Origin of the sequence: Proteus mirabilis ATCC 29906 (genome assembly GCF_000160755.1) — a bacterium.
Classification (GTDB): domain Bacteria; phylum Pseudomonadota; class Gammaproteobacteria; order Enterobacterales; family Enterobacteriaceae; genus Proteus; species Proteus mirabilis.
Genome location: NZ_GG668576.1, coordinates 528,612 through 550,047 on the forward strand (window position 1 = coordinate 528,612; position 21,436 = coordinate 550,047).

Consider the following 21,436-nt stretch of genomic DNA (forward strand, 5'->3'; position numbering starts at 1 on the left):
AACATATTTATTTACTTATTGTGTTTTTTTAGTAATCTACATAAACAATAAAAATGTAGAATAATTTACTTGGGAAACATCACATGAATCGTCGTTCATTTTTAACATCATCAAGCTTAGTGATCGGGGGACTTTCATTAAGTTCGTTTGTTAGCGCTGCCTATGCCGCAGAAACTTCAAACCCTAAACAGCTATTTAATGCAGAAAATCCTTTACTGTTAAACTTTAATGAAAACTCGCTAGGCATGTCATCCAATGCCAAACAGGCGATTATTGATGCACTTCCCCATGCTTTTCGCTATCCAGATGATGCGCGAAGCGCACTGATCAGTGCATTAGGTGAAGAATTTAAGCTATCAGACAAACACATCACTCTAGGTAATGGCTCCTCTGAAACCATACAAGCAGCCGTACAATATGTGGCTAATAAAGCGCAAAAAGCAGGTAAAGCGGCACAGCTAATTGTGCCTGATCCAACGTTTAATTATGCCGAACTTTATGCTGAACCTTTAGGTGTCAATATCGTAAAAGTGCCGGTTGATAACACATTGGCTTTTGATTTAACCGCCATGCAGAAAAAAGCACAAGCATTTGATGGTATTAGCATGGTATATCTGTGCAATCCTAATAACCCAACCGCAATGCTGACACCAACAGCGGCATTAACAAATTGGATCACCTCAGCAAAAGAAAATGTCTTTTTTATTATTGATGAAGCTTACGCTGAATTTGTGACAACACCTGAATTTACCAGTGCGATAGCATTAGTTGCTCAAGGTTATAAAAACTTGATTGTTACCCGTACATTTTCAAAAATTTATGCATTAGCTGGATTAAGGGTAGGCTATGGTGTGGCAGTCCCTGAGGTAATTTGTGAAGTAGATAGTTTCGTTTCTATTGATAATACCAATACTGCCGGTGCTGTTAGCGCATTAGCCTCGTTAAAAGATCACGCTTTTGTGGCATATAGTCGCAAGTCAATTGATGTATCACGACAAATGGTGGTTGATACTTTAAACGCCTTAAATATCGAGTATGCACCTTCTCACGCCAACTTTATTTTTCATAAAGTCAAAGGTGATGTGAAAACTTATCAAGAGAGAATGAAAGCGGCAAATATTATGGTAGGACGTGAGTTTCCTCCCGCATTAGGTTGGAGCCGTTTGACCTTAGGAACCCCTGAGGAGATGAGTTATTTTGTCGCGACGTTAAAAGAGTTTAGAACTAAAGGATGGATATAATCCTCTACAACCAATAGTTATAAATGTATTTAAAAGGGAACGACACAGTTCCCTTGTTATTTACAGATATTCTAAAGAAAATAATACTTCACCATTTGCACTTCCCCCAACTACGTTCTTATTAGTTGCGATATATTGCGCATAAAAATCGAGAGAAATATTATTAGTTGTCTCTACAGGGTAAATAATACTACTTTTTCCCGGTAATATTTTATTCTGATTTTTATCTAAAATAGCAATACCTATATTTTGAGCCGCATTTTTTTCTGCCAACTTAAACAAGGTACTATCCTTACTGTCAGTATCACCACTAAACATTACTTTTACACCGCTAGTAACAATACTGCAATCAGTTAAGTTAAGTGTAAACTTTACTGGCTCTGTTGTATTTTTTTGCTGAAAATCTTTTGTTCCCCAAACCCCTAAGTCAACAAATTTATTTAGCGAATCAGGGCTGACTCTACAAGTATTTGCCACAATGTTCGCTTTTATAACAATATTTGTATTAGCTAATTCTGCTGTTGCATCTTTAGTAAAAAATACTGTATATCCGCTAAAAAGTAGCATTCCCCATAATAGAAAGCGCATTATTTTTCTAGTATGTAATAACTCATTCATGATATTAGCCTATTAAAATTAAGGGAAATCAACTCTTAGAAAGCCACTTGATGTGACAGCGCCTTCAGTTGGTGTTTTTCCATCAATACTTACGGGATAAACATTAATCGTGACATTAGCATCAGCATTTTGGTTGAGTCTGAAAGGAATAAAACTTGATAAATCATTAGGTGTTAATTCAGATCCACTTGAATTAGCAACCACAAAGCCAACACTTTTATTATTAGAAACAATAGCATTACCTTGAACTGAATCTGCTTGTAATCGCATTGTTAAATCAGCACTGGCATCTATATTGTCACATTGAATACTTAAGTTTCTAGAAACCGTATTAACTCCTTCGGCTTTTTTCCCTGCTACTTTAAAACTTGATGCAGGAATATTGTCAAAATCAATATTCAACACTTGCCCTGAATTAATAACGCAAGATTGTGGAACTGTCATTGAAAGATTTAAAAATAGCTTTGTAATGATAGTTTGTTTAGTCGCACAATTCTGTGGTTGGCAAAAACCAAATTCGCCTACAAAAATATTTTTTACATAGGTACCAGAAATAATAGCCTTGTCAATTTTTATTCTGGTTTGATACTTTCTTACAGAAACGACGCTTTCTTCGTTTTCAGTATAAGTACGGGCACCACAAGTAGAGCTTAGCGTAGGTACATTATAAGGAACATAAATTGTTCTACAATTATTAGTCATTCTTAACGCAACAGAAATATAGTCATCTATCTTAGAATAAATCCAATCATTATTGCTGGTATTTGCACTAGGAATATTACCATTGGAATATGTCGCCCATGTTTGCGCTTGCCCCGCATTCCATCTTAATGTAATTCGATTGGACAAAGTAATATCAGAAGCATCTTTAGTAACACCGACTTTATTTTCCGTCTTTGATAGTTGTCCACTAAGCGTGGAATATTCATTCGCATTACAACCACTGACACAGCTCACAGCGACTGCATTATTTGAAATAATGGCTATTATTGTAAACAATACTATTCTAATCATAATAAAATCCGTAAATATGCTTGTTTTTAATATTGGCATGTGGAAGAAATAAAATAGATACCTTTTTCTTTTGATGACTTCTCATTAATTTGGTAATCAAATATACATTGTTGATCAGCCATTTTTCCCCATTTTGCTTTTAGCCTACCAACAGGTGCTAAACCAGAGATAAAAACATTCCCATTATCGCCAACAATACCACTTACGGAACGCTCTTCATCAACAACCATCGCACCGAAAGGTATAATAGCGCCATCTTTTTTGCTTAATGTAACCATTGCTCGATAGCCAATATTCGTTTTAAAATTAGCTTCAACCAATGCCCCTTTAGTAGGAACTACATTAATAATCGTATTTTCTAATTCAATATTTTCTTCTAATGAATTAACATCTAATGAAACTCGATTATTTTTATATGTTGAAGCAAACGGTAAGACAGCATAACCATTATTATCAGTTAATATACCATTTGCATTTTCTACTTTAATATTATTAGCATCATTTGCTTTAATAAGAATATTGGTATCCCCTAAAGGTTGAGTTAAAGTAATACCTCCTGCATGAGCAACAACACCACCATTTAAACTATAATTAAACTCATGCCAATCATTACTATAATTATATCCGCTACCTATATTAGCATATTTACCTTTATAATTAGCATAAACCATTCCTGAATAACCAGAACCATTATGCGTATATCCTTGTTGAATATTATAATTTAAATTATTGTCTTCAAGGAGAGTTCCTGTTAGTCCCACTTGATTGACCCAAACATTGTCATCGCTTCTATTCATTGAGTAAACAGCATACATACTATTTCTACTTGAATGTAAGTCACTTACAGTTTGTTGGTTAAATACATCATTAAGAGGAATTGATATATTAAAAGCTACATTTTTATTATCACCACGCATACCCGGTGATTTTAATTTCGATAAACTAAGACTATAATTTATCCTATCAATATTAGCATTATAACCCAGTTGCCATAACTGTTCAGTTTCAGTTGTGCGCCAATAGTTTTGGTAAGAGCCTAAAATATACAAAGAACTATTATTGGTAATTTGCTGATTTATATTAAGTTGAAACCTCCCTTTTTTAGAATAATTTAAATTATAGTAGTTAGATAAGTTATCCTCATCTCTTATTATTCCATTATCTGTTACTATTTCACGCCCTGCCATTTTTTTATAACTAACTTCATTTAGGGTATAATAGCCTTGCGTTGAATATCGATACCCCATTATTTGAAAGTTAGTGCCTGTGCTATTAATCGATTTAGCATAGAGTAATCGGAATGACTGCCCTTTTTTATGCTCATCGTTTGGCAATATACTATTCGCCTGTATTACATCTGCTGATATCGCCCCAAAGGTGCCTAGATTACCACCTAAACCAATCGCATAGGCTTGATAATTATTTGAAAATTGGCTTCCTCCATATAACGTCATATTATAAGGTAAGCCATATACTAAACTTAATTGACCAAAATTAGGTTTATCTTGATAATCTGCTCCGCTACGAAATTCCCCTCCAATCAATTCGTATTTTAAGCGTCCTTCACGTTGTAAAATAGGCACATTTGAATAAGGTACAACAAATTGTGTAATTTTACCGTTATTCTCTTTGATTGTGACATCTAAATTACCGCTACTTGATGTGGCATAGAGATCTTTTATTTCAAATGCACCTGGAGGTACAGAAATTTGATAAATAACAAAACCATTCTGCTTGACTGTAACAATAGCATTGCTATTCGCAATACCCTTTATCGTAGGTGCAAATCCTCTCATGCTATCAGGCAACATATTATCATCAGATTCTAGCTTAATCCCTCTAAAACCAAGACTATCAAAAATGGTTCCATTAGAAAAAGAGTCACCAAGGGTTAATTCAGCACGTAATGGAATAATAGGTTTTTGTACATATGTTCTTATATTCCTCCATTTATTTTGCTTACTTTCACCACTGGCATAGTTCCATGAACTTTCATTTCTAAATCGCCATGAACCAAGATTAATACCAGGATTTAAGTTTAAAAAATAATTATTATTATCAACGTTATCCTTAAAGTTCTTACTATTTCTTCCTGTGAAATTATAATTTAGTAAAAACGCATTAATCCCATTATCCCATTTTTCAGGTGGGATAAATCCACGAACATTATTTTTAAACATTATTTGTGGAATACTTAAAAATAATTTTTGTCCTTCAAAATCGAATTTAACACTTGAGTTTTCTATTTTATCTAAAATATTCTCACAAGCACTATCTTTACTTTCTACCTCTTCTGATTTCTTTTTGCTATTTTCAGTTAAAGTTATTCCAAAATTTGTCAAAGTTTTATTATCTATACAAGGTAATAAACCTGTATCATCGGATGATGCATCGCTTTCATAAAATATTAAATTTTTTGTTTCAACATATTCATCGTTTACATAAATTTCTACTGAATACATTCCTTCAGGTTGGCCTTCACCTTTATCAAATCGAGATAAATCTGCTACTTCATTATCAATATTTGAAATTAAGTTAGGATTAAAAAAACTATCCGCATACACCACACCAGAAAAGCATGTACCTAAAAAGATATATAAATTAAAACATATAGTTTTAGATTTTAGCATAATAAAGCCTTATCATTAATGAATGTTATAGCATTACTTACCAATCTGTTTCGTTACTTTGGGTGTACTAGCACCATAATCATTAATAGTTTGATAAGATATTTGACTATAGTTAGGCTTGCTGACTTTAATCATTACTGTTCCCATAGGAGGAACCATAATACTATTTAGCTGTTCATTATCAGCTTCTAAATTAATTAATGTCGCATAATAAGGTGAAGGATTATTTACTATTATGTTTCCTTGTGATTTTTTAAACTCAAGACTATTAGGTACATCCTCTATGTTAAAATTTAATCCTTGAGGTCTAATAAAAATTTTTATTCTAGATAATACTGCTAGCTGTAATATATTTTTATCTTTTATTTCTTCTCGCTCAATTTCAGGGATTGCTTTTGTATTTAACCAGAACAAACTTTCTCTATCATTTGGTAATGCCTTACCAGCATAAATTATTCTTAGCTTGTTTTCACTTTCTGGTTTGCTGACAAACAGTGGTGGTGTAACAATAAATTCATTACTTTTTTGATCTTGGCTATCATCAATCCATGATTGCACTAAAAAGCGTAATCTTTTATCTGTATTATTAAGAGTAATTGACGTCTGTTTTGCATCCATAGGATAGACTATGCGTGTTGCAGCTAATGCAACACCTCCCGCATATGATAGCGATGAAAAACTGAAGAGAAAAAATAACGCAATAAAGTGTTTAGATATTAAATGCATATTAACCTCAAATGATAGGTTTATTTATTGATAATTGAAAACAAACCAAACTACGCTGTCAGCTTTTCCACCGATAACGTTTTCTTTCGTTGCCAGATAACTTGCTTTAAATTTTAGTTTTAATTCATTCTCTTCAATAAATTTATACTTATTGAATTTATTAGGAATAATTATTTCACCTTCATCATTAAATAATGCAACACCTAATCCTGAAGCTGAATTTTGTTGATCGGTGATGCTAAATAATCGTTTATCATTATTGTTTACATCACCTATAATAATTATACTGACTTTATCCGTAATACTTTTATTACATCCCATTAATTTAATAAAAAATGGGATTTTTATAGAGTGACTTCCTACTCCATGAAATTGGTTACTACTAATAACACCAAGATCAACAATTTGATATTCACTTTCAGAAGATACTGTACAAGCAGGCTCTACAATTCCCCCTTTAAAAGTCACAATACCATCGTCTAAAGAAATATTTTCCCTGTCATTAGAATAGGCTGTAAATGAAAGAGTAAAAAATAGGACAATAGAATATATTAAACTATATTTCATATTTCCCTCGATATAAAAGTATGACCTTTATCAGGTCATACTTTAAATTAATCCAATTTATTTATTCATATTGCATTTTGAAAGTTACATCAGCATCAGCATGACCAGGGGTAACGGTATCTAATGTAGATTTATAACGTGCAACAAAGTTAAGTGTATTTGATCCATCAATTAACTGTTTTGCTGTAGAAAAAACAGAGCCGTCTGGTGGTAACACTTTTCCTGTATGGTCTGTAATTTCAATACCAACGCCCGTCGCAGCACCCGCACCACCTGTTGTAATATTGCTTACAGCTAATACTGTTTTATCATTTGAATCACTTACACCTGAAAATGAAACTGAGGCATTTTGTGCGACAGTCGTATCACAAGCTTCTAAATTGATATAAAAATCAGTATTACCAACTGTTTTCCCTACACTATCAAATTGTGCGGTACGATATTGTCCAATATTAACAGTTTGATCTATTGATTTTGTACTAACAACACATGCAGCATTAACAATTTCTCCAGTAAAATTAATTTTACCACCATTAACAATAGTCGCTGCAGAAGCAACACCGCTCAGTGATAAAACAGATACTGTAAATAGAGCTTTAACTAACATCTTTTTTTTAAGCATTGACTTTTCCTTTTACATTACAGGTAAATATACACAACAACTTCACTTATAAATTAAAATAGTAAATCTATATTAGATAACAATATTTGAATCCATATACTAATTATATGATAAAGTGTTAACTGCCTTAATAAGGGTAATTTAATAAACATTAAATAAATAGGATTTTAATTTTAAATAAAATCCCTATTAATTAATTCATTGATATACTTAATATACTTGCCACCAATAATATTACTTATCTTACATTTAAATAATATTCTCAAAGAATGGAATATTATTATCAGAATCATATTTTATTTTATATTTTAATGTGATAACTCTTTTGGAAACCTTTTCAAAGAAATCACTTATTGAAATATCAAATATATTTAGTATGTGAAAAAGTATATCAATAGGTATTTTATTTATTCCTCGTTCATAACGAGAAATTTGTTGTTGAGAGATATTCAATAATTTTCCTAACTCAGCCCCCGTCATAGAATTACGTTGCCTTAAAAGAAAAAGTTCATATCCAATCGAATGACAAAATATTTTTCTTTCTGAAATATATTCAAAATTCAATGAGAAATTATTTATTTCCAAAATTCACTTCCTCAACTGTATTTGCATTTAATTTACTTTATGAGATTAATAAAATCAATTATTCAAAAATTTCTAACGAATTAAAAACCTCATAATAAAACACTAAATAAGAGTAGGTAAATATACTCATTTTATTTGTATCAGGGAGTTAATTGATTATCTGATTTGAATAGTCGTTTTAAGGCAGTGATTAATTCTAAAATTACGAGAAAATAGACACAAATAAGACATAATAATCTATTAATGAAAACATATTAAATTTTTATTAATTTTTAATAGAAATATTTTTTATTGTTTTTGCTTACTGTAAAACTAAAACAGATAGGGTTAGTACAAAACTTATACTTCTTTGTTTCAAATGTTATTTTAACAAAGTTACAATAATAAATTTTATTAATGATTATACCTTTATATCTCATCCTAAAAATTTTTACTTGATATAAATTAATATTTATTTATTTTTTTTGGTACTGATATTTGTAATTAGATAAGTTTTTTTAACCATTATTTTATCTTATTAAAAAATAATATTTTTATAACTATAAAAACTTTTGATATTAAAATTACAAACCGATAAAAACAACATAACTTATTGATAACAAATGATTATCATCATTATCAACACTTTTCATATTTAAAAAAATGATAATATCAAATAGAAAATAATTTTTTAGAAAAAATCTATTACAAATAAGTTTATTTGAATATTAAATTTTTGAGCCATATGCTTTATATATAAAGAAAAAGGGCCTGAATAAATTCAGGCCCTTTTTCCTATTAATATAATTTTATTATTTATTAAAGCGGATCGACTTTTAAACAAGATACCGCATGGCGGAAACTTCCCTCTAATAAGGGGCGCGTTTTAGCACATTCTTCATCAGCCATCGGACAACGTGTACGGAAAATACAGCCTGATGGTGGATTAATTGGTGAAGGAAGCTCTCCTTCTAACAAATCAATATGCTTGTTACGCTCTTTATCCGGATCAGGAATAGGCACCGCTGACATCAATGCTTTGGTATAAGGGTGTAATGGGTGATGATAAACTTCATCATAAGTCCCCAATTCCACCGCATGACCTAAATACATCACTAAGACACGATCTGAGATGTGTTTCACTACCGCAAGATCATGCGCAATAAAGATGAGCGATAATCCCATCTCTTTTTGGATATCTTTCAGTAGATTGACTACCTGAGCTTGAATAGAAACATCCAGAGCCGATACAGGTTCGTCACAGATAACCAGTTTTGGCTCTAAGATCAGTGCGCGAGCAATACCAATCCGTTGACACTGTCCACCAGAAAACTCATGAGGATAGCGATTAATTAAGTTTGGTAATAACCCCACTCGCATCATCATCGCTTTGACTTTTTCAACCACTTCAGCCTGTTTCATTTTCGGATGATAGGTTTTTAGTGGTTCAGCAATAATATCGCCAATCGTCATTCTTGGGTTTAAGGAGGCAAGTGGATCTTGGAATATCATCTGAATATCTTGACGAACATCGCGCCACTGTTTATTGCCCATGCCTAATAAGTCATTGCCTAACCAAGTGACTGTACCACCCGATGCTTTAACTAAGCCGATAATGGCACGCGCAAAAGTTGATTTGCCACAACCTGATTCCCCTACTACACCTAAGGTTTCACCTTCGTATAAACGTAAGGTAACACCATCAACGGCTTTGAGGCTTTTTTTAGGTTGCCAGAACCACTGCTTATTATCTTGTACATCGAAATAAACTTTTAGATCGTTGACTTCGAGGATCACTTTTCTATCTTGTAAGGTGGCTTGGCTCATACTAACTCCTCCGCCGCTTTAAAACAGGCTCGTAATCTTCCCTGAGCAAATTGTGTTAATTGAGGTTCACTATTCAAACACTGCTCTGTTGCATATTGGCAACGAGGCTGGAATGGGCAACCTTTAGGTAAACGCAATAAGTTAGGAGGATTACCCGGAATGGTCGCCAAACGTTCATCTTCACCATCTAAACGAGGTACTGCTTGCAGCAACCCAATAGAATATGGGTGTGATGGTTGGTAGAAAATATCTCGCGCATTACCATATTCCATGGTTCGCCCAGCATACATTACCAGTACTTTGTCGCAAATACCCGCAACCACCCCGAGGTCATGGGTGATCATGATAATGGCAGTATTAAGCTCTTTTTTTAGCTCGTTTAGCAGTGTCATGATTTGTGCCTGAACAGTCACATCCAGTGCCGTTGTTGGCTCATCAGCAATTAATAGTTTTGGCTTACATAATAGTGCCATCGCTATCATTACCCGTTGGCGCATCCCACCAGAGAACTCATGGGGATACATGCCCATACGTTTATGGGCTTCGGGCATTTTTACTGCATCAAGCATGCGAACAGATTCCGCATATGCATCATTTTTACTCATACCCTTATGAAGCATAAGCACTTCTATTAACTGAGTGCCGACTTTCATATAGGGGTTAAGTGAGGTCATCGGATCTTGAAATATCATGGATATTTCTTCAGCACGCATTTTGTTTAATTGACTTTGGCGTAAGTTTAAAATTTCACGACCATTAAAATGCGCACTTCCAGCAGTACGACCGTTTTTAGCTAATAATCCCATTAAGGCGAACGCAGTTTGCGATTTCCCAGAGCCAGATTCACCGACAATTCCTAAGGTTTCCCCTGCAGATAGCTCAAAGTTGAGCTTATTTACTGCAGTTACATCCCCATCTGGAGTACCAAAGGTGACACAGAGATCTTTTACACTTAACAATGGCTTATTTGTTGAATTTGTCATCATGTTCTCCTTAACGATCTTTCGGATCTAACGCGTCACGTAAACCATCACCGATAAAGTTAAAGCAAAACAAGGTGACAACTAAAAATGCAGCAGGGAAAAGTAATAACCAAGGAGAAACTTCCATTGAATTTGCACCATCACTCAGTAGTGCTCCCCAACTACTTAATGGCTCTTGTGTCCCTAATCCTAAGAAACTTAAAAATGATTCAAATAAGATCATGCTAGGAACCAGTAATGAAGCGTATACCACAACAACACCTAATACATTCGGCACTATGTGTTTAAGGACGATATTACGTGATGACACACCACAGACTAACGCCGCTTCAATAAACTCTTTACGTTTTAAACTAAGTGTTTGTCCCCGTACGATACGAGCCATATCGAGCCAAGATACCATGCCGATGGCAACAAAGATCAGTAAGATATTTTGCCCAAAAAAGGTCACCAGTAAGATAACAAAGAACATAAATGGGAAGGAGTTTAATATCTCCAGTAAACGCATCATCACTGAGTCAACGCGCCCACCGATATAACCTGCCATCGCGCCATAGAGGGTGCCAACAATCACCGCGACAAATGCCGCTGCAATACCTACCATCAGTGAAATACGTCCACCAATTGCTACACGAACTAATAAGTCACGTCCTGATGAGTCAGTGCCAAAATAGTGCGCTGAGGCAAAATCAGGTGGCATTGACATCATTTCCCAATCCGTATCGTCATAAACAAAAGGCGATAACATGGGGGCGAAAATGACAAAAAGTAAAATACAAAATAGTAGTACTAGGCTGGTGATCGCCGCTTTATTGTGCATAAAACGACGACGGGCATCTTGCCATAAACTACGACCTTCAACATCTAGCTGCTCCGAGAAATTCCCCAGAGCTTCGCTATTTTCTTTCATCGATAACATAACGTGCTCCAGTCTCTATTAATAACGAATTTTCGGATCGATTACGGCGTATAAAATATCAACTATGGCATTAAATAAAATGGTTAAACCACCCACAATAATGGTTAAACTCAATACCAATGAGTAGTCTCGATTTAATGCACCATTAACGAAAAGCTGACCAATACCCGGTAATCCAAAAATGGTTTCAATGACCATAGAGCCTGTAATAATCCCCACAAATGCCGGCCCCATATAAGAGATCACTGGCAGTAATGCTGGTTTTAACGCATGACGTAGCACTATGCGTTTCATTGGCAAGCCTTTGGCTTTGGCCGTTCTGATAAAGTTTGAGTGTAAAACTTCAATCATAGAACTACGTGTGATACGCGAAATACTTGCAATGTAGGAGAGCGATAATGCAACCATCGGCAGTAACATGTACTGGATTTGCCCACCATTCCAACCTCCCGCCGGTAACCAACGTAAGGTAATCGCAAAGATAAGCACTAATAGTGGCGCCACCACAAAGCTCGGTATCACAACCCCCGTCATGGCAAATGTCATGACGGTATAATCCCATTTGGTATTTTGATTCAGTGCGGCTATCACGCCTGCCCCCACACCAAAAATAACCGCTAATACAAAGGCCGATAGCCCTAATTTTGCAGAAACAGGGAATGCTTTACCGACTAAAGTGTTAACACTGTAGTCTTTATATTTAAAAGAAGGCCCCAAATCCCCTTTCGATAATTGAATTAAATAATCGAAGTATTGTTTGTAAATGGGATCGTTTAAATGATATTTCGCTTCGATGTTGGCCATAACTTCAGGGGGTAATTTCCTTTCCCCAGTAAAAGGGCTACCCGGCGCTAAGCGCATCATAAAGAACGAAATCGTTATTAGAATAAAAAGTGTCGGGATCGCTTCCAAAAAGCGACGAAAAATAAATTTGAGCATTGCCCGTTCCTATAACACAAACCTATTCAGGCGTGGTGATAAAAAGACCTCGCTTAACTTAAGCAAGGTCTCGCCCGATTATTTAGCAATAATATACAAGTCTTTAGTATGTAAATTATCCAGTGGATCTTTACCTGAATAACCACCAACATAAGGTTTAACCAAACGGGTGTTTACGTAGTAGTAAAGTGGAACAATGGCAGAATCTTTATCTAATACACCTTCTGCTTTTTGATAAATTTCTGCACGTTCATCATCCGATTTCACGCGTAAAGATTCTTTCATATACGCATCAAATTGTTTGTTTTTATAGTGAACGGTATTATTACTGCTGTAAGACAGCATCATGTTAAGGAATGAAGAAGGTTCGTTATAATCTGCACACCATCCTGCACGTGCAACATCATAATTACCTTGGTGACGTGTATCTAAGAACGTTTTCCACTCTTGGTTTTCAAGAGAAACCTCAGCACCTAAGTTTTTCTTCCAAATAGAAGAGGCCGCAATCGCAACTTTTTTATGTAGATCAGAGGTGTTATACAGTAACTTGAATTTTAATGGATTGGCTTTGTTATCACCCGCCTCTTCTAATAATTGGCGCGCCTTTTCATTACGTTGCTCTTGGGTCCAAGAAGCGAACCACTCTGGTTTACTCTCTTTAATGCCATCGGTGAAAGGCGGTGTAAATCCGTAAGCAGGGATATCACCTTGGTTTTTCACTTTATAAGTGATGATATCTCTATCCATAGATAGTTTTAGTGCTTCACGTACTCGTGGATCGTCAAAGGGAGCTTTCTCATTATTAATTTCATAATAATAAGTACATAAGTATGGACTGATACGTAATTCATCTGGGATCTCTTTTTTCAATTTTTGGAAAAATTCAATCGGCAGATTGCTATAAGTCATATCGATTTCACCCGCACGATAGCGGTTTACATCGGTGACTTCTGATGAGATAGGTAAAAAAGTAACTTTATTGATAACCGTATTTTTATTGTCCCAATAGGTTGGACTACGCTCTAATTCAATACGTTCGTTTACCGTCCAATTTTTCAGTACATAAGCACCATTGCCGACAAAGTTCGCAGGTTGCGTCCACTTTTCACCAAATTTTTCAATCACTTTTTGATTCACTGGCGACATCGAGGAGTGAGCTAGCAATTTAGGTAAATAAGGTACGGCCTCTGATAATGTGATTTCTAATGTATTATTATCAAGCGCTTTAACACCTAGTTCCGTCGGTTTTTTCTTACCGGCGATAATATCGTCAATATTAACAATATGGGCATATTGTAGATAACTTTCATAAGGTGATGCTGTATTCGGATCTGCTAAACGTTGCCAGCTATAAACAAAGTCTTGCGCTGTTACAGGGTCACCGTTTGACCATTTCGCGTCTTCACGAATTTTAAACGTCCAAACAGTAAAATCTTTATTTTCCCAGCTAGTCGCAGAGCCCGGTAGAATTTCACCATCAGGCCCTACAATCGTGATCCCTTCAAATAGATCTCGTGCTAATGCTGATTCAGGTACACCCTCAATTTTATGAGGATCAAGTGATTGTGGCTCAGAGCCATTATTACGCACTAACTCTTGTTTATCAGCCAGTTTTACCCCATCAGGCACAACAGCCGCAGTAGCATTGAGCGCCGTAAAACCAAAGATAGTACCAATGGCGATCGCTAGCGCACTTTTTTTAGTTACATTTATCATCTTATCAAATACTCCCAGTTAGTGAGTCGGCCATTGTTCGGCCTTCCTGTGATGCTTCGCTGTGTTTTTGGAACGTTTTACACAACTTATTGTTTTACAAAAAAATAAAATATTGTTGCAGATTGACTATCTATGCTTAACTGCATGATGTCTTTATCATTTTTGTGCCGTTATATTTTGTGTAGTACTTTTTATGCTGTACTTTTTTAAATTGCTTTTGCTAATTAAAATCAGATATAGCTATAGATGCGTTATAACTTACCAGTTTTATTTATCTGCCTTTATAAAATAGCGCTTTAAGTCCGTATAATCAAAGGGGTCTTTACCGGTAAATCCGCCCACTTTAGGACTGACCATTCTGACACTCACACGATAATAGACTGGTACAATAGCGGAGTCCTTGTCTAACAAGGCTTCAGCACGTTGATACAGTTGGTGACGCGCTTCATTATCAGTGGCCAGTAACGCATTCTTTAATGCAGCATCATAATCACTATTTTCATATAAAATAGTATTTAGACTGCTAGTGGAGAGGAAAGAGTTTAAAAATGATGTTGGTTCATTGTAATCGGCACACCATGTTGCCCTTGCCACTTGGTAATTACCTTGGTTACGATTTTCTAACGTCGTTTTCCACTCTTGATTTTGTAAAGTGACATTAGCACCAATATTCTTTTTCCACATAGAAGCGGCAGCAATAGCTTGTTGCTTATTCTGATCGGATGTGTTGTACAACAATGTAAACGATAATGGGTTTTGGCTGTCATAACCGGCTTCTTTTAATAACTCACGCGCTCTTTCATGACGCTGTTGTTGCGTCCAACCTGCCCATTTAGGGGGTTTAAACTTACCATTATTAATAAAAGGTGGAGTAAAAGAATAAGCCGGTATTTGCCCTTGCCCCATGATCTTTTCCGCGATAATTTCTCTATCTAAACTTAATTTTACCGCTTCACGCACACGGGGATCATCAAAAGGTGGACGTTTATTATTAAGCTCATAAAAGAAAGTACATAGGTAAGGCGTAATATGTAGAGCCTCCGGTTGCTCTTGTTTCATCTTTCGATAAAGCGTAGGAGGAATAGCGCTATTGGTGATTTGAACTTCACCGCTACGGTAGCGATTAATATCACTGGTTTCTGAACTAATAGGTAAAAAAGTCGCTCGTTCAATAATGGTGTTTTTGTTATCCCAATAAAGCGGATTACGTTTTAAAGTGATTTTTTCATTAACCACCCAATTATCAATTAAATACGCCCCATTACCGACAAAGTTTTCCGGGCGAGTCCAATTGACACCATATTTTTCAACAATCTCTTTTTTAACTGGTTTTAATGAGGTGTGGTTTAGCATATCCACCAGATAGGGAACCGGTTGTGTGAGCGTAACTTGCAAAGTATGTGGATCAATTGCTTTTACCCCTAGACTCTCTGGGGATTTTTTGCCTGTCAGAATATCTGCAACATTTTCCACATAGGCATATTCAAGATAACTGGCATAAGGCGAGCCAGTTTGGGGATCTGTTAATCGACGCCAACTATAAACAAAATCATCTGCAGTAACCGGTGTACCATCACTCCATTTCGCATCATCGCGTAAATAGAAAGTCCATGTTTTATTGTCTTCTGAGCTCTCCCATTTAGCGGCAACCCCCGGCATACTTTCACCATTAGGCCCCATATAAGTGAGCCCTTCTAATAAATTTAAAATAATATTACTTTCTGGTACCCCTTCCACTTTATGTGGATCAAGGGAGGAAACTTCAGTGCCATTATTAATAACAATATCTTGTTGTTTCGCAAGAAGAGTACCTTCTGGAGGTATTACCGCATGAGAAAGAAAAGAGGTCAGCGCAAGTGATATAATGCTGACAGGAAACATCATTTTTAACATAACTTTCTTTTTCATGGGTACCTCTCCTAATAAATAATCATCTATAGCGGGGTTACTCAATTTACATATAAATTATTTTTAAATAATATTCAGATATTTCATGCTATTTAATATGTTGAGATAATTGTTAGATAAAATTAATAACAATATTCTTCTTTTTTACACTTATGGTGAATTTTGTCAATTAGTGCGGTGTTATTATCACTTAAACTTTACTAAGCCCAGTAGACTTCTATCTTATGAAAAAAGAAAATTCTCATCACGCTATCTACAACAAGAAATAAACATTTAATTAACACCGCGCAACTTTTATAGATAGAAAACCTACATAGCTCACAAAATTAATATAATCAGATGGGTTTTTAGCGAGGATACAGAACTTTATGATGTGTTCGGTGTAAGTTTTTTTTCACACAACTTGATTATAAACAATAACAAATCTGTCTTTAAATGACAGAAACTGGCTAATCTAAAAATAACGGTAGATTAATAAAAAAACATTTTTATTATTTGTTTTTAAAAATTAATATATTTTTTGAAATGCAATTAAAATCAGTACTATTTTCATTTATATCCCGATGAATTAGCAAAAAAATATCCTTTATCGTTGTTATGAACCATAAAGGATATTCTGAGCGTTAGCCTACTTCTTCAAAATTTTTGCTTTAATTGGCTAAAGTCGTACCAAACCATTGTAGCTTTTGATTTAAACTGACGACTTCACCAACAATAATTAATGCAGGACTTTGCATTGAGTTTGCCATTTCAGCCAGTTGCTGTAATTGACCAACAACCACTTTTTGTGTCGCCAGTGTACCTTTTTCTACTATTGCCACTGGCATAGTGGCACGCATATGCTGATTAAGTAACATTTGCTGAATGTAATCGGCTTTACTTAGCCCCATATAAAAAACCAAAGTTTGGTTATCTTGTGCGATACATTGCCATTGTGCGTCGTTCAGCCCTTTTCCATGCCCAGTAATAAAACGCACACTTTGTGCATAATCCCGATGTGTTAACGGAATACCGGCATAAGTGGTACAGCCTGATGCCGCAGTAATGCCGGGCACCACAGAAAAAGGTATTTGATGCTCAATTAAAGCTTCTAACTCTTCACTTCCTCGACCAAATATAAAAGGATCCCCCCCTTTTAACCTCACTACCCTTTTCCCTGCCTTAGCGTGATTAATAAGAATTTGGTTAATCTCCTCTTGAGGAACACAATGAAAACCAGCTCGTTTACCAACATAAATACGCTCCGCATCTCTGCGCACTAAATGCATAACCTCATCAGAGACTAATCTATCATAAACCACAACATCGGCTTGCTGACATTGTTGCAGCCCTTTAATAGTCATTAATCCTGCATCTCCAGGGCCTGCCCCCACCAACACCACACTCCCTTGGGGCTGGTTATTTTCCGCTAGCAATGTGCTGATACGTTGTTGAATGCCGTTATCTCTACCTGCATCAATTTCTGCTTGTAGCGCTTTATCTGCAAAAAAACGCTCCCAAAAATAGCGTCTAGCACTCATGGTGGCAAAACGTTGTTTAACTTGCTCACGTAATTTCCCTGCTAACTGCGCTAAAGCGCCTAGCGAGTTGGGCAACCACTGTTCCATTTTTTCACGTAAGATACGTGCAAGTACTGGGGCTTTTCCTCCCGAAGAAATTGCAACCATAATAGGGGAACGGTCAATCACTGAGGGCATAATAAAGCTAGCTTGCTTGGGCGAGTCAACCACGTTACAAAAAATGCGTTGTTCTGTGGCCTGCTGATAGACGAGTTGATTCACTTGCTCATTATCTGTGGCCGCAATGACTAGCCATTTGTCAGCTAAATCAGCAACACTAAATTCAGCCGTGAAACACTGTAATCGTTGCTCGTTTTGCCACTGCATAAATTGTGGTGTGAATGTCGGTGCAACGACGGATATAACCGCCCCCGCGTCCATCAGTAAACGTGCCTTACGCTCTGCTACTTCACCGCCACCTACTAATAAACAAGGTTTATTGTTGAGCTGACAGAATATTGGAAAATAATCCATCTGGGTTCCCCTATTTATTGGTTTTATCAATGACGCGAACGCACACTGACGGTATTGCCTTCGACTTTGACTTCATAATGAGTAATTGAATAGTGCTCATCTTCAAGGCAATAACCATCTGTTAAGCGAAAATGCTGCTTTTTCAGTGGACTGACGATATATAACTCATTGTCATGCTCTGCAATTAATCCCCTTGATAAAACACTCGCTTGCGCGAAGGGATCAATATTACTTAATGCGTAGAGCCGTTCATCTTGGTATGGACGGAAAATAGCCACCTGATCTTGCTCCACCAGCGCACAAACGCCAGTCCCCACAGTGATGTCATCTAATTGGCAAACCGCTATCCATTGACTCATGATTGCGTCTCCTCTGTTACCATTTTGATATCAATACGTTCATGCACGCGGGCAGGACGATGCTGAGCACGCTCTTTTACCATCTGTATATTAGGATCGGGCTTCGGATTGTTAATAAAGTGCGCAAAACGTTTCAATGCTTGTGGTGAATCAAGGGTTTCTTGCCACTCACAGGCTACGCGCTCTTGTAAAACTTTAAGCTCTTTTTCTAACTGTGCATTTAAGCCTAACTTGTCGTGAATAATGACCTCACGTAAATATTCAACGCCCCCTTCTAGGCTTTCTAACCAAACGGAGGTTCGTTGTAATTTGTCTGCAGTACGGATATAGAACATCATAAAGCGGTCAATATAATGGATCAGCGTTTCTTCATCTAAATCCGCCGCGAATAGATCGCCATGACGCGGTTTCATGCCCCCATTACCACCAAAATAGAGATTCCAGCCTTTTTCTGTGGCAATAATCCCTACATCTTTCCCCTGAGCTTCGGAGCATTCACGGGTACAACCAGATACCCCAAATTTCATTTTATGCGGCGTGCGGATCCCTTTATAACGATGTTCTAAAAAGACACCTAATCCAACACTATCGCCAACCCCAAAACGACACCAACTGTTTCCTACACAAGTTTTTACCATACGGATCGCTTTGGCATAGGCATGGCCTGTTTCAAAACCCGCGGCAATTAATTTCTGCCAAATCGCCGGTAAATCTTGCTTCTGTGCACCAAACATCGCCATACGTTGAGAGCCTGTGATTTTGGTGTATAAATTGTATTCTTGTGCAATTTGTCCAATCGCAATAATACCCGCTGGCGTAATTTCACCGCCGGGGGAGCGTGGAATAATAGAGTAAGTGCCATCTTTTTGCAGATTGGCGAGGAAGTTATCATTCGTATCTTGTAGCGCAACTAAGTCATCACGCAAAATATAGTCGTTCCAACACGAAGCCAGCAGAGAGCCGACGGTCGGTTTACAAATTTCACAGCCATAGCCTTGACCATGTTTTTTCAATAGTTCATCAAAGCTTTTCAGCCCTTCAACACGAATAAGATGATAAAGCTCTTGGCGAGAATAGTGAAAGTGTTCACAAAGGTGATGGTTAACTTCAATGCCTTGTTTTGTGAGTTCCGCATTTAATACTTGAGTGATAAGCGGAATACATCCCCCACACCCCGTTCCCGCTTTTGTTTCTGCTTTAATCGCCGCAACCGTATGACAACCTCGTTCAATAGCTTGAATAATGTCGCCTTTGCTTACATCAAAACAGGAGCAAATTTGTGCTGTTTCAGGTAATGAATCAACCCCGATTGCCGGTTTACTTCCAGCATGAGCAGGTAAGATTAATGTGTCAGGATGTTCTGGTAATTCAATTGTATTTAATGCTAACTGTAACAGATTGCCATAATCTTCCGTGTCCCCAACCAATACCGCACCTAATAGGTATTTATTGTCTTCACTCACTATCAGACGTTTATAAATCTCTTTACCTTCATCAAGATAAATATAGCTACGACAACCTGCTTGGCGACCATGAGCATCACCAATTCCCCCTACATCAACCCCGAGTAGTTTTAATTTTGCACTTAAATCCGCCCCTTGGAATGCTGTCTGTTGACCTAATAGATGATCAACGGCTACCTGAGCCATTTTATAACCCGGGGCAACTAACCCAAATGTTTGGTTATGCCATGAAGCACACTCCCCAATGGCATAAATATCCGCATCTGAGGTTTGGCAATAGTCATTAATCACAATTCCCCCTCGTGGTGCTATATCGAGAGAACATTGGCGTGCTAATTTATCTTTCGGACGTATACCGGTTGAAAATACGACAAAATCAACCTCAAGTGAGGAGCCATCGGCAAACTGTAATGTTTTACGCGCATTTTCCCCTGTCGATAAGATCGCTTGGGTGTTTTTCGCTGTGTGTACTTTAACCCCCATGCGCTCTATTTTACGTTTAAGTTGCTCTCCTCCCATGCTATCAAGCTGTTCTGCCATTAGCGTTGGCGCAAATTCAATCACATGGGTTTCAATACCTAAACTTTTTAGCGCACCAGCGGCTTCTAAACCTAACAGCCCGCCGCCAATAACCGCCCCTTTACGGCTTAAACGAGCACAAGCTTCAATCGCATTTAAATCTTCGATAGTTCGGTAAACAAAACAATCTGGTGAGTTGTTTCCATTAATAGGAGGAACCCATGGGTAGGAGCCTGTTGCCATGATCAATTTGTCGTAGCTAACACAACGCCCAGTATTGGTGTGCACCACTTTTTCTTCACGATTAATGGTGATCACACGCTCACCCACTAATACTTCAATATGATGTTTCTCGTAATAACCGGGTTTAACTAACGAGAGCTCTTCAGCGGTGTGATGAGAAAAATAGGAAGAGAGATGGACTCTATCATATGCAATACGAGGTTCTTCACAAAAGACGATAATATTGAACGTTTCATTGCCGCCCTTATCAATCAATTCTTCTATATAACGGTGTCCAACCATGCCGTTACCGATGATTGCGAGTGTTTTCTTGCTCATTTTTGCCTCAGATCTAAAGGTATCTAAGGTTAAAATACGAGGCTACTCATAAGAGATATTGATGAATATCAAATACAGCTTAATCAATTCAGCCAATACAACTTAATAGTCAACATATTACTACCAAAGTAGTATTTTATTCGTCGTTTGTTGCGATTAATTATTCCTCAACCATAATTAATTCAAAAGGCTTATAACGAGGTGTTATATATAAGTGTAATAAAAAC

17 protein-coding genes are annotated in these 21,436 nt (G+C 36.6%); 1 reads left to right on the forward strand and 16 read right to left on the reverse strand.

Annotation, left to right across the window (positions count from 1 at the left end):
* Positions 1-83 precede the first annotated feature (83 nt).
* Positions 84-1,241, forward strand: a complete 1,158-nt coding sequence (locus tag HMPREF0693_RS02430; RefSeq protein WP_036932147.1) for a pyridoxal phosphate-dependent aminotransferase — start codon at positions 84-86, stop codon at positions 1,239-1,241.
* Positions 1,242-1,301: 60 nt separating this feature from the next.
* On the opposite strand, the gene HMPREF0693_RS02435 is transcribed toward HMPREF0693_RS02430, so the two are convergent.
* From HMPREF0693_RS02435 to nirB, 16 genes are all read right to left on the reverse strand, one after another.
* Positions 1,302-1,859 (reverse strand): fimbrial protein, encoded by a 558-nt coding sequence (locus HMPREF0693_RS02435; protein ID WP_004243220.1) that lies wholly within the window; start codon positions 1,857-1,859, stop codon positions 1,302-1,304.
* Between the two features lie 18 nt (positions 1,860-1,877).
* Positions 1,878-2,873, reverse strand: a complete 996-nt coding sequence (locus HMPREF0693_RS02440; RefSeq protein WP_004248210.1) for a fimbrial protein — start codon at positions 2,871-2,873, stop codon at positions 1,878-1,880.
* A 26-nt stretch (positions 2,874-2,899) separates the two neighbouring features.
* Entirely contained in the window at positions 2,900-5,503 is a 2,604-nt protein-coding gene (locus HMPREF0693_RS02445; RefSeq protein ID WP_004243222.1) for a fimbria/pilus outer membrane usher protein, read from the reverse strand.
* Between the two features lie 33 nt (positions 5,504-5,536).
* Positions 5,537-6,229 (reverse strand): fimbria/pilus periplasmic chaperone, encoded by a 693-nt coding sequence (locus HMPREF0693_RS02450; protein ID WP_004243223.1) that lies wholly within the window; start codon positions 6,227-6,229, stop codon positions 5,537-5,539.
* 24 nt (positions 6,230-6,253) lie between these two features.
* A complete protein-coding gene (locus tag HMPREF0693_RS02455; protein WP_004243224.1) occupies positions 6,254-6,796 on the reverse strand; it encodes a fimbrial protein in 543 nt (180 codons plus the stop codon).
* A gap of 61 nt (positions 6,797-6,857) precedes the next feature.
* The gene (gene fimA, locus HMPREF0693_RS02460) at positions 6,858-7,418 is read right to left on the reverse strand and encodes a type 1 fimbrial major subunit FimA (protein ID WP_004243225.1); all 561 of its coding nucleotides are present in this window, start codon (positions 7,416-7,418) and stop codon (positions 6,858-6,860) included.
* Positions 7,419-7,667: 249 nt separating this feature from the next.
* A complete protein-coding gene (locus HMPREF0693_RS02465) occupies positions 7,668-8,003 on the reverse strand; it encodes a helix-turn-helix domain-containing protein (RefSeq protein WP_012368005.1) in 336 nt (111 codons plus the stop codon).
* 798 nt (positions 8,004-8,801) lie between these two features.
* On the reverse strand, positions 8,802-9,809 hold the full coding sequence (gene oppF, locus HMPREF0693_RS02470) for a murein tripeptide/oligopeptide ABC transporter ATP binding protein OppF (RefSeq protein ID WP_004243227.1): 1,008 nt from the start codon (positions 9,807-9,809) through the stop codon (positions 8,802-8,804).
* Complete coding sequence (gene oppD / locus HMPREF0693_RS02475; protein WP_004243228.1) at positions 9,806-10,795, reverse strand: ABC transporter ATP-binding protein; 990 nt, start codon at positions 10,793-10,795, stop codon at positions 9,806-9,808. The genes oppF and oppD overlap by 4 nt, the downstream gene beginning before the upstream one ends.
* Before the next feature lie 7 nt (positions 10,796-10,802).
* Positions 10,803-11,711, reverse strand: coding sequence for an oligopeptide ABC transporter permease OppC (oppC, locus tag HMPREF0693_RS02480; protein WP_004243229.1), 909 nt, complete (start codon positions 11,709-11,711; stop codon positions 10,803-10,805).
* A gap of 18 nt (positions 11,712-11,729) precedes the next feature.
* On the reverse strand, positions 11,730-12,650 hold the full coding sequence (gene oppB / locus HMPREF0693_RS02485; protein ID WP_004243230.1) for an oligopeptide ABC transporter permease OppB: 921 nt from the start codon (positions 12,648-12,650) through the stop codon (positions 11,730-11,732).
* Positions 12,651-12,728: 78 nt separating this feature from the next.
* On the reverse strand, positions 12,729-14,366 hold the full coding sequence (oppA, locus tag HMPREF0693_RS02490; protein ID WP_004243231.1) for an oligopeptide ABC transporter substrate-binding protein OppA: 1,638 nt from the start codon (positions 14,364-14,366) through the stop codon (positions 12,729-12,731).
* A 267-nt stretch (positions 14,367-14,633) separates the two neighbouring features.
* Entirely contained in the window at positions 14,634-16,274 is a 1,641-nt protein-coding gene (locus HMPREF0693_RS02495) for an ABC transporter substrate-binding protein (protein WP_004243232.1), read from the reverse strand.
* A gap of 650 nt (positions 16,275-16,924) precedes the next feature.
* Positions 16,925-18,307 carry a siroheme synthase CysG gene (gene cysG, locus HMPREF0693_RS02500; protein ID WP_004243233.1) on the reverse strand — a complete coding sequence of 461 codons (1,383 nt, stop codon included), beginning with the start codon at positions 18,305-18,307 and terminating at the stop codon, positions 16,925-16,927.
* Positions 18,308-18,333: 26 nt separating this feature from the next.
* The gene (gene nirD, locus HMPREF0693_RS02505) at positions 18,334-18,666 is read right to left on the reverse strand and encodes a nitrite reductase small subunit NirD (RefSeq protein ID WP_004243234.1); all 333 of its coding nucleotides are present in this window, start codon (positions 18,664-18,666) and stop codon (positions 18,334-18,336) included.
* On the reverse strand, positions 18,663-21,209 hold the full coding sequence (gene nirB, locus HMPREF0693_RS02510; protein ID WP_004243235.1) for a nitrite reductase large subunit NirB: 2,547 nt from the start codon (positions 21,207-21,209) through the stop codon (positions 18,663-18,665). Before nirB ends, nirD begins: the two co-directional genes overlap by 4 nt.
* Between the last annotated feature and the right edge of the window lie 227 nt (positions 21,210-21,436).

Coding starts and splice junctions, on each gene's coding strand:
- HMPREF0693_RS02430 (WP_036932147.1), top strand. CDS start 84: ATGAATCGTCGTTCATTTTTAACATCATCAAGCTTAGTGATCGGGGGA.
- HMPREF0693_RS02435 (WP_004243220.1), bottom strand. CDS start 1,859: ATGAATGAGTTATTACATACTAGAAAAATAATGCGCTTTCTATTATGG.
- HMPREF0693_RS02440 (WP_004248210.1), bottom strand. CDS start 2,873: ATGATTAGAATAGTATTGTTTACAATAATAGCCATTATTTCAAATAAT.
- HMPREF0693_RS02445 (WP_004243222.1), bottom strand. CDS start 5,503: ATGCTAAAATCTAAAACTATATGTTTTAATTTATATATCTTTTTAGGT.
- HMPREF0693_RS02450 (WP_004243223.1), bottom strand. CDS start 6,229: ATGCATTTAATATCTAAACACTTTATTGCGTTATTTTTTCTCTTCAGT.
- HMPREF0693_RS02455 (WP_004243224.1), bottom strand. CDS start 6,796: ATGAAATATAGTTTAATATATTCTATTGTCCTATTTTTTACTCTTTCA.
- fimA (WP_004243225.1), bottom strand. CDS start 7,418: ATGCTTAAAAAAAAGATGTTAGTTAAAGCTCTATTTACAGTATCTGTT.
- oppF (WP_004243227.1), bottom strand. CDS start 9,809: ATGAGCCAAGCCACCTTACAAGATAGAAAAGTGATCCTCGAAGTCAAC.
- oppD (WP_004243228.1), bottom strand. CDS start 10,795: ATGATGACAAATTCAACAAATAAGCCATTGTTAAGTGTAAAAGATCTC.
- oppC (WP_004243229.1), bottom strand. CDS start 11,711: ATGTTATCGATGAAAGAAAATAGCGAAGCTCTGGGGAATTTCTCGGAG.
- oppB (WP_004243230.1), bottom strand. CDS start 12,650: ATGCTCAAATTTATTTTTCGTCGCTTTTTGGAAGCGATCCCGACACTT.
- oppA (WP_004243231.1), bottom strand. CDS start 14,366: ATGATAAATGTAACTAAAAAAAGTGCGCTAGCGATCGCCATTGGTACT.
- HMPREF0693_RS02495 (WP_004243232.1), bottom strand. CDS start 16,274: ATGAAAAAGAAAGTTATGTTAAAAATGATGTTTCCTGTCAGCATTATA.
- cysG (WP_004243233.1), bottom strand. CDS start 18,307: ATGGATTATTTTCCAATATTCTGTCAGCTCAACAATAAACCTTGTTTA.
- nirD (WP_004243234.1), bottom strand. CDS start 18,666: ATGAGTCAATGGATAGCGGTTTGCCAATTAGATGACATCACTGTGGGG.
- nirB (WP_004243235.1), bottom strand. CDS start 21,209: ATGAGCAAGAAAACACTCGCAATCATCGGTAACGGCATGGTTGGACAC.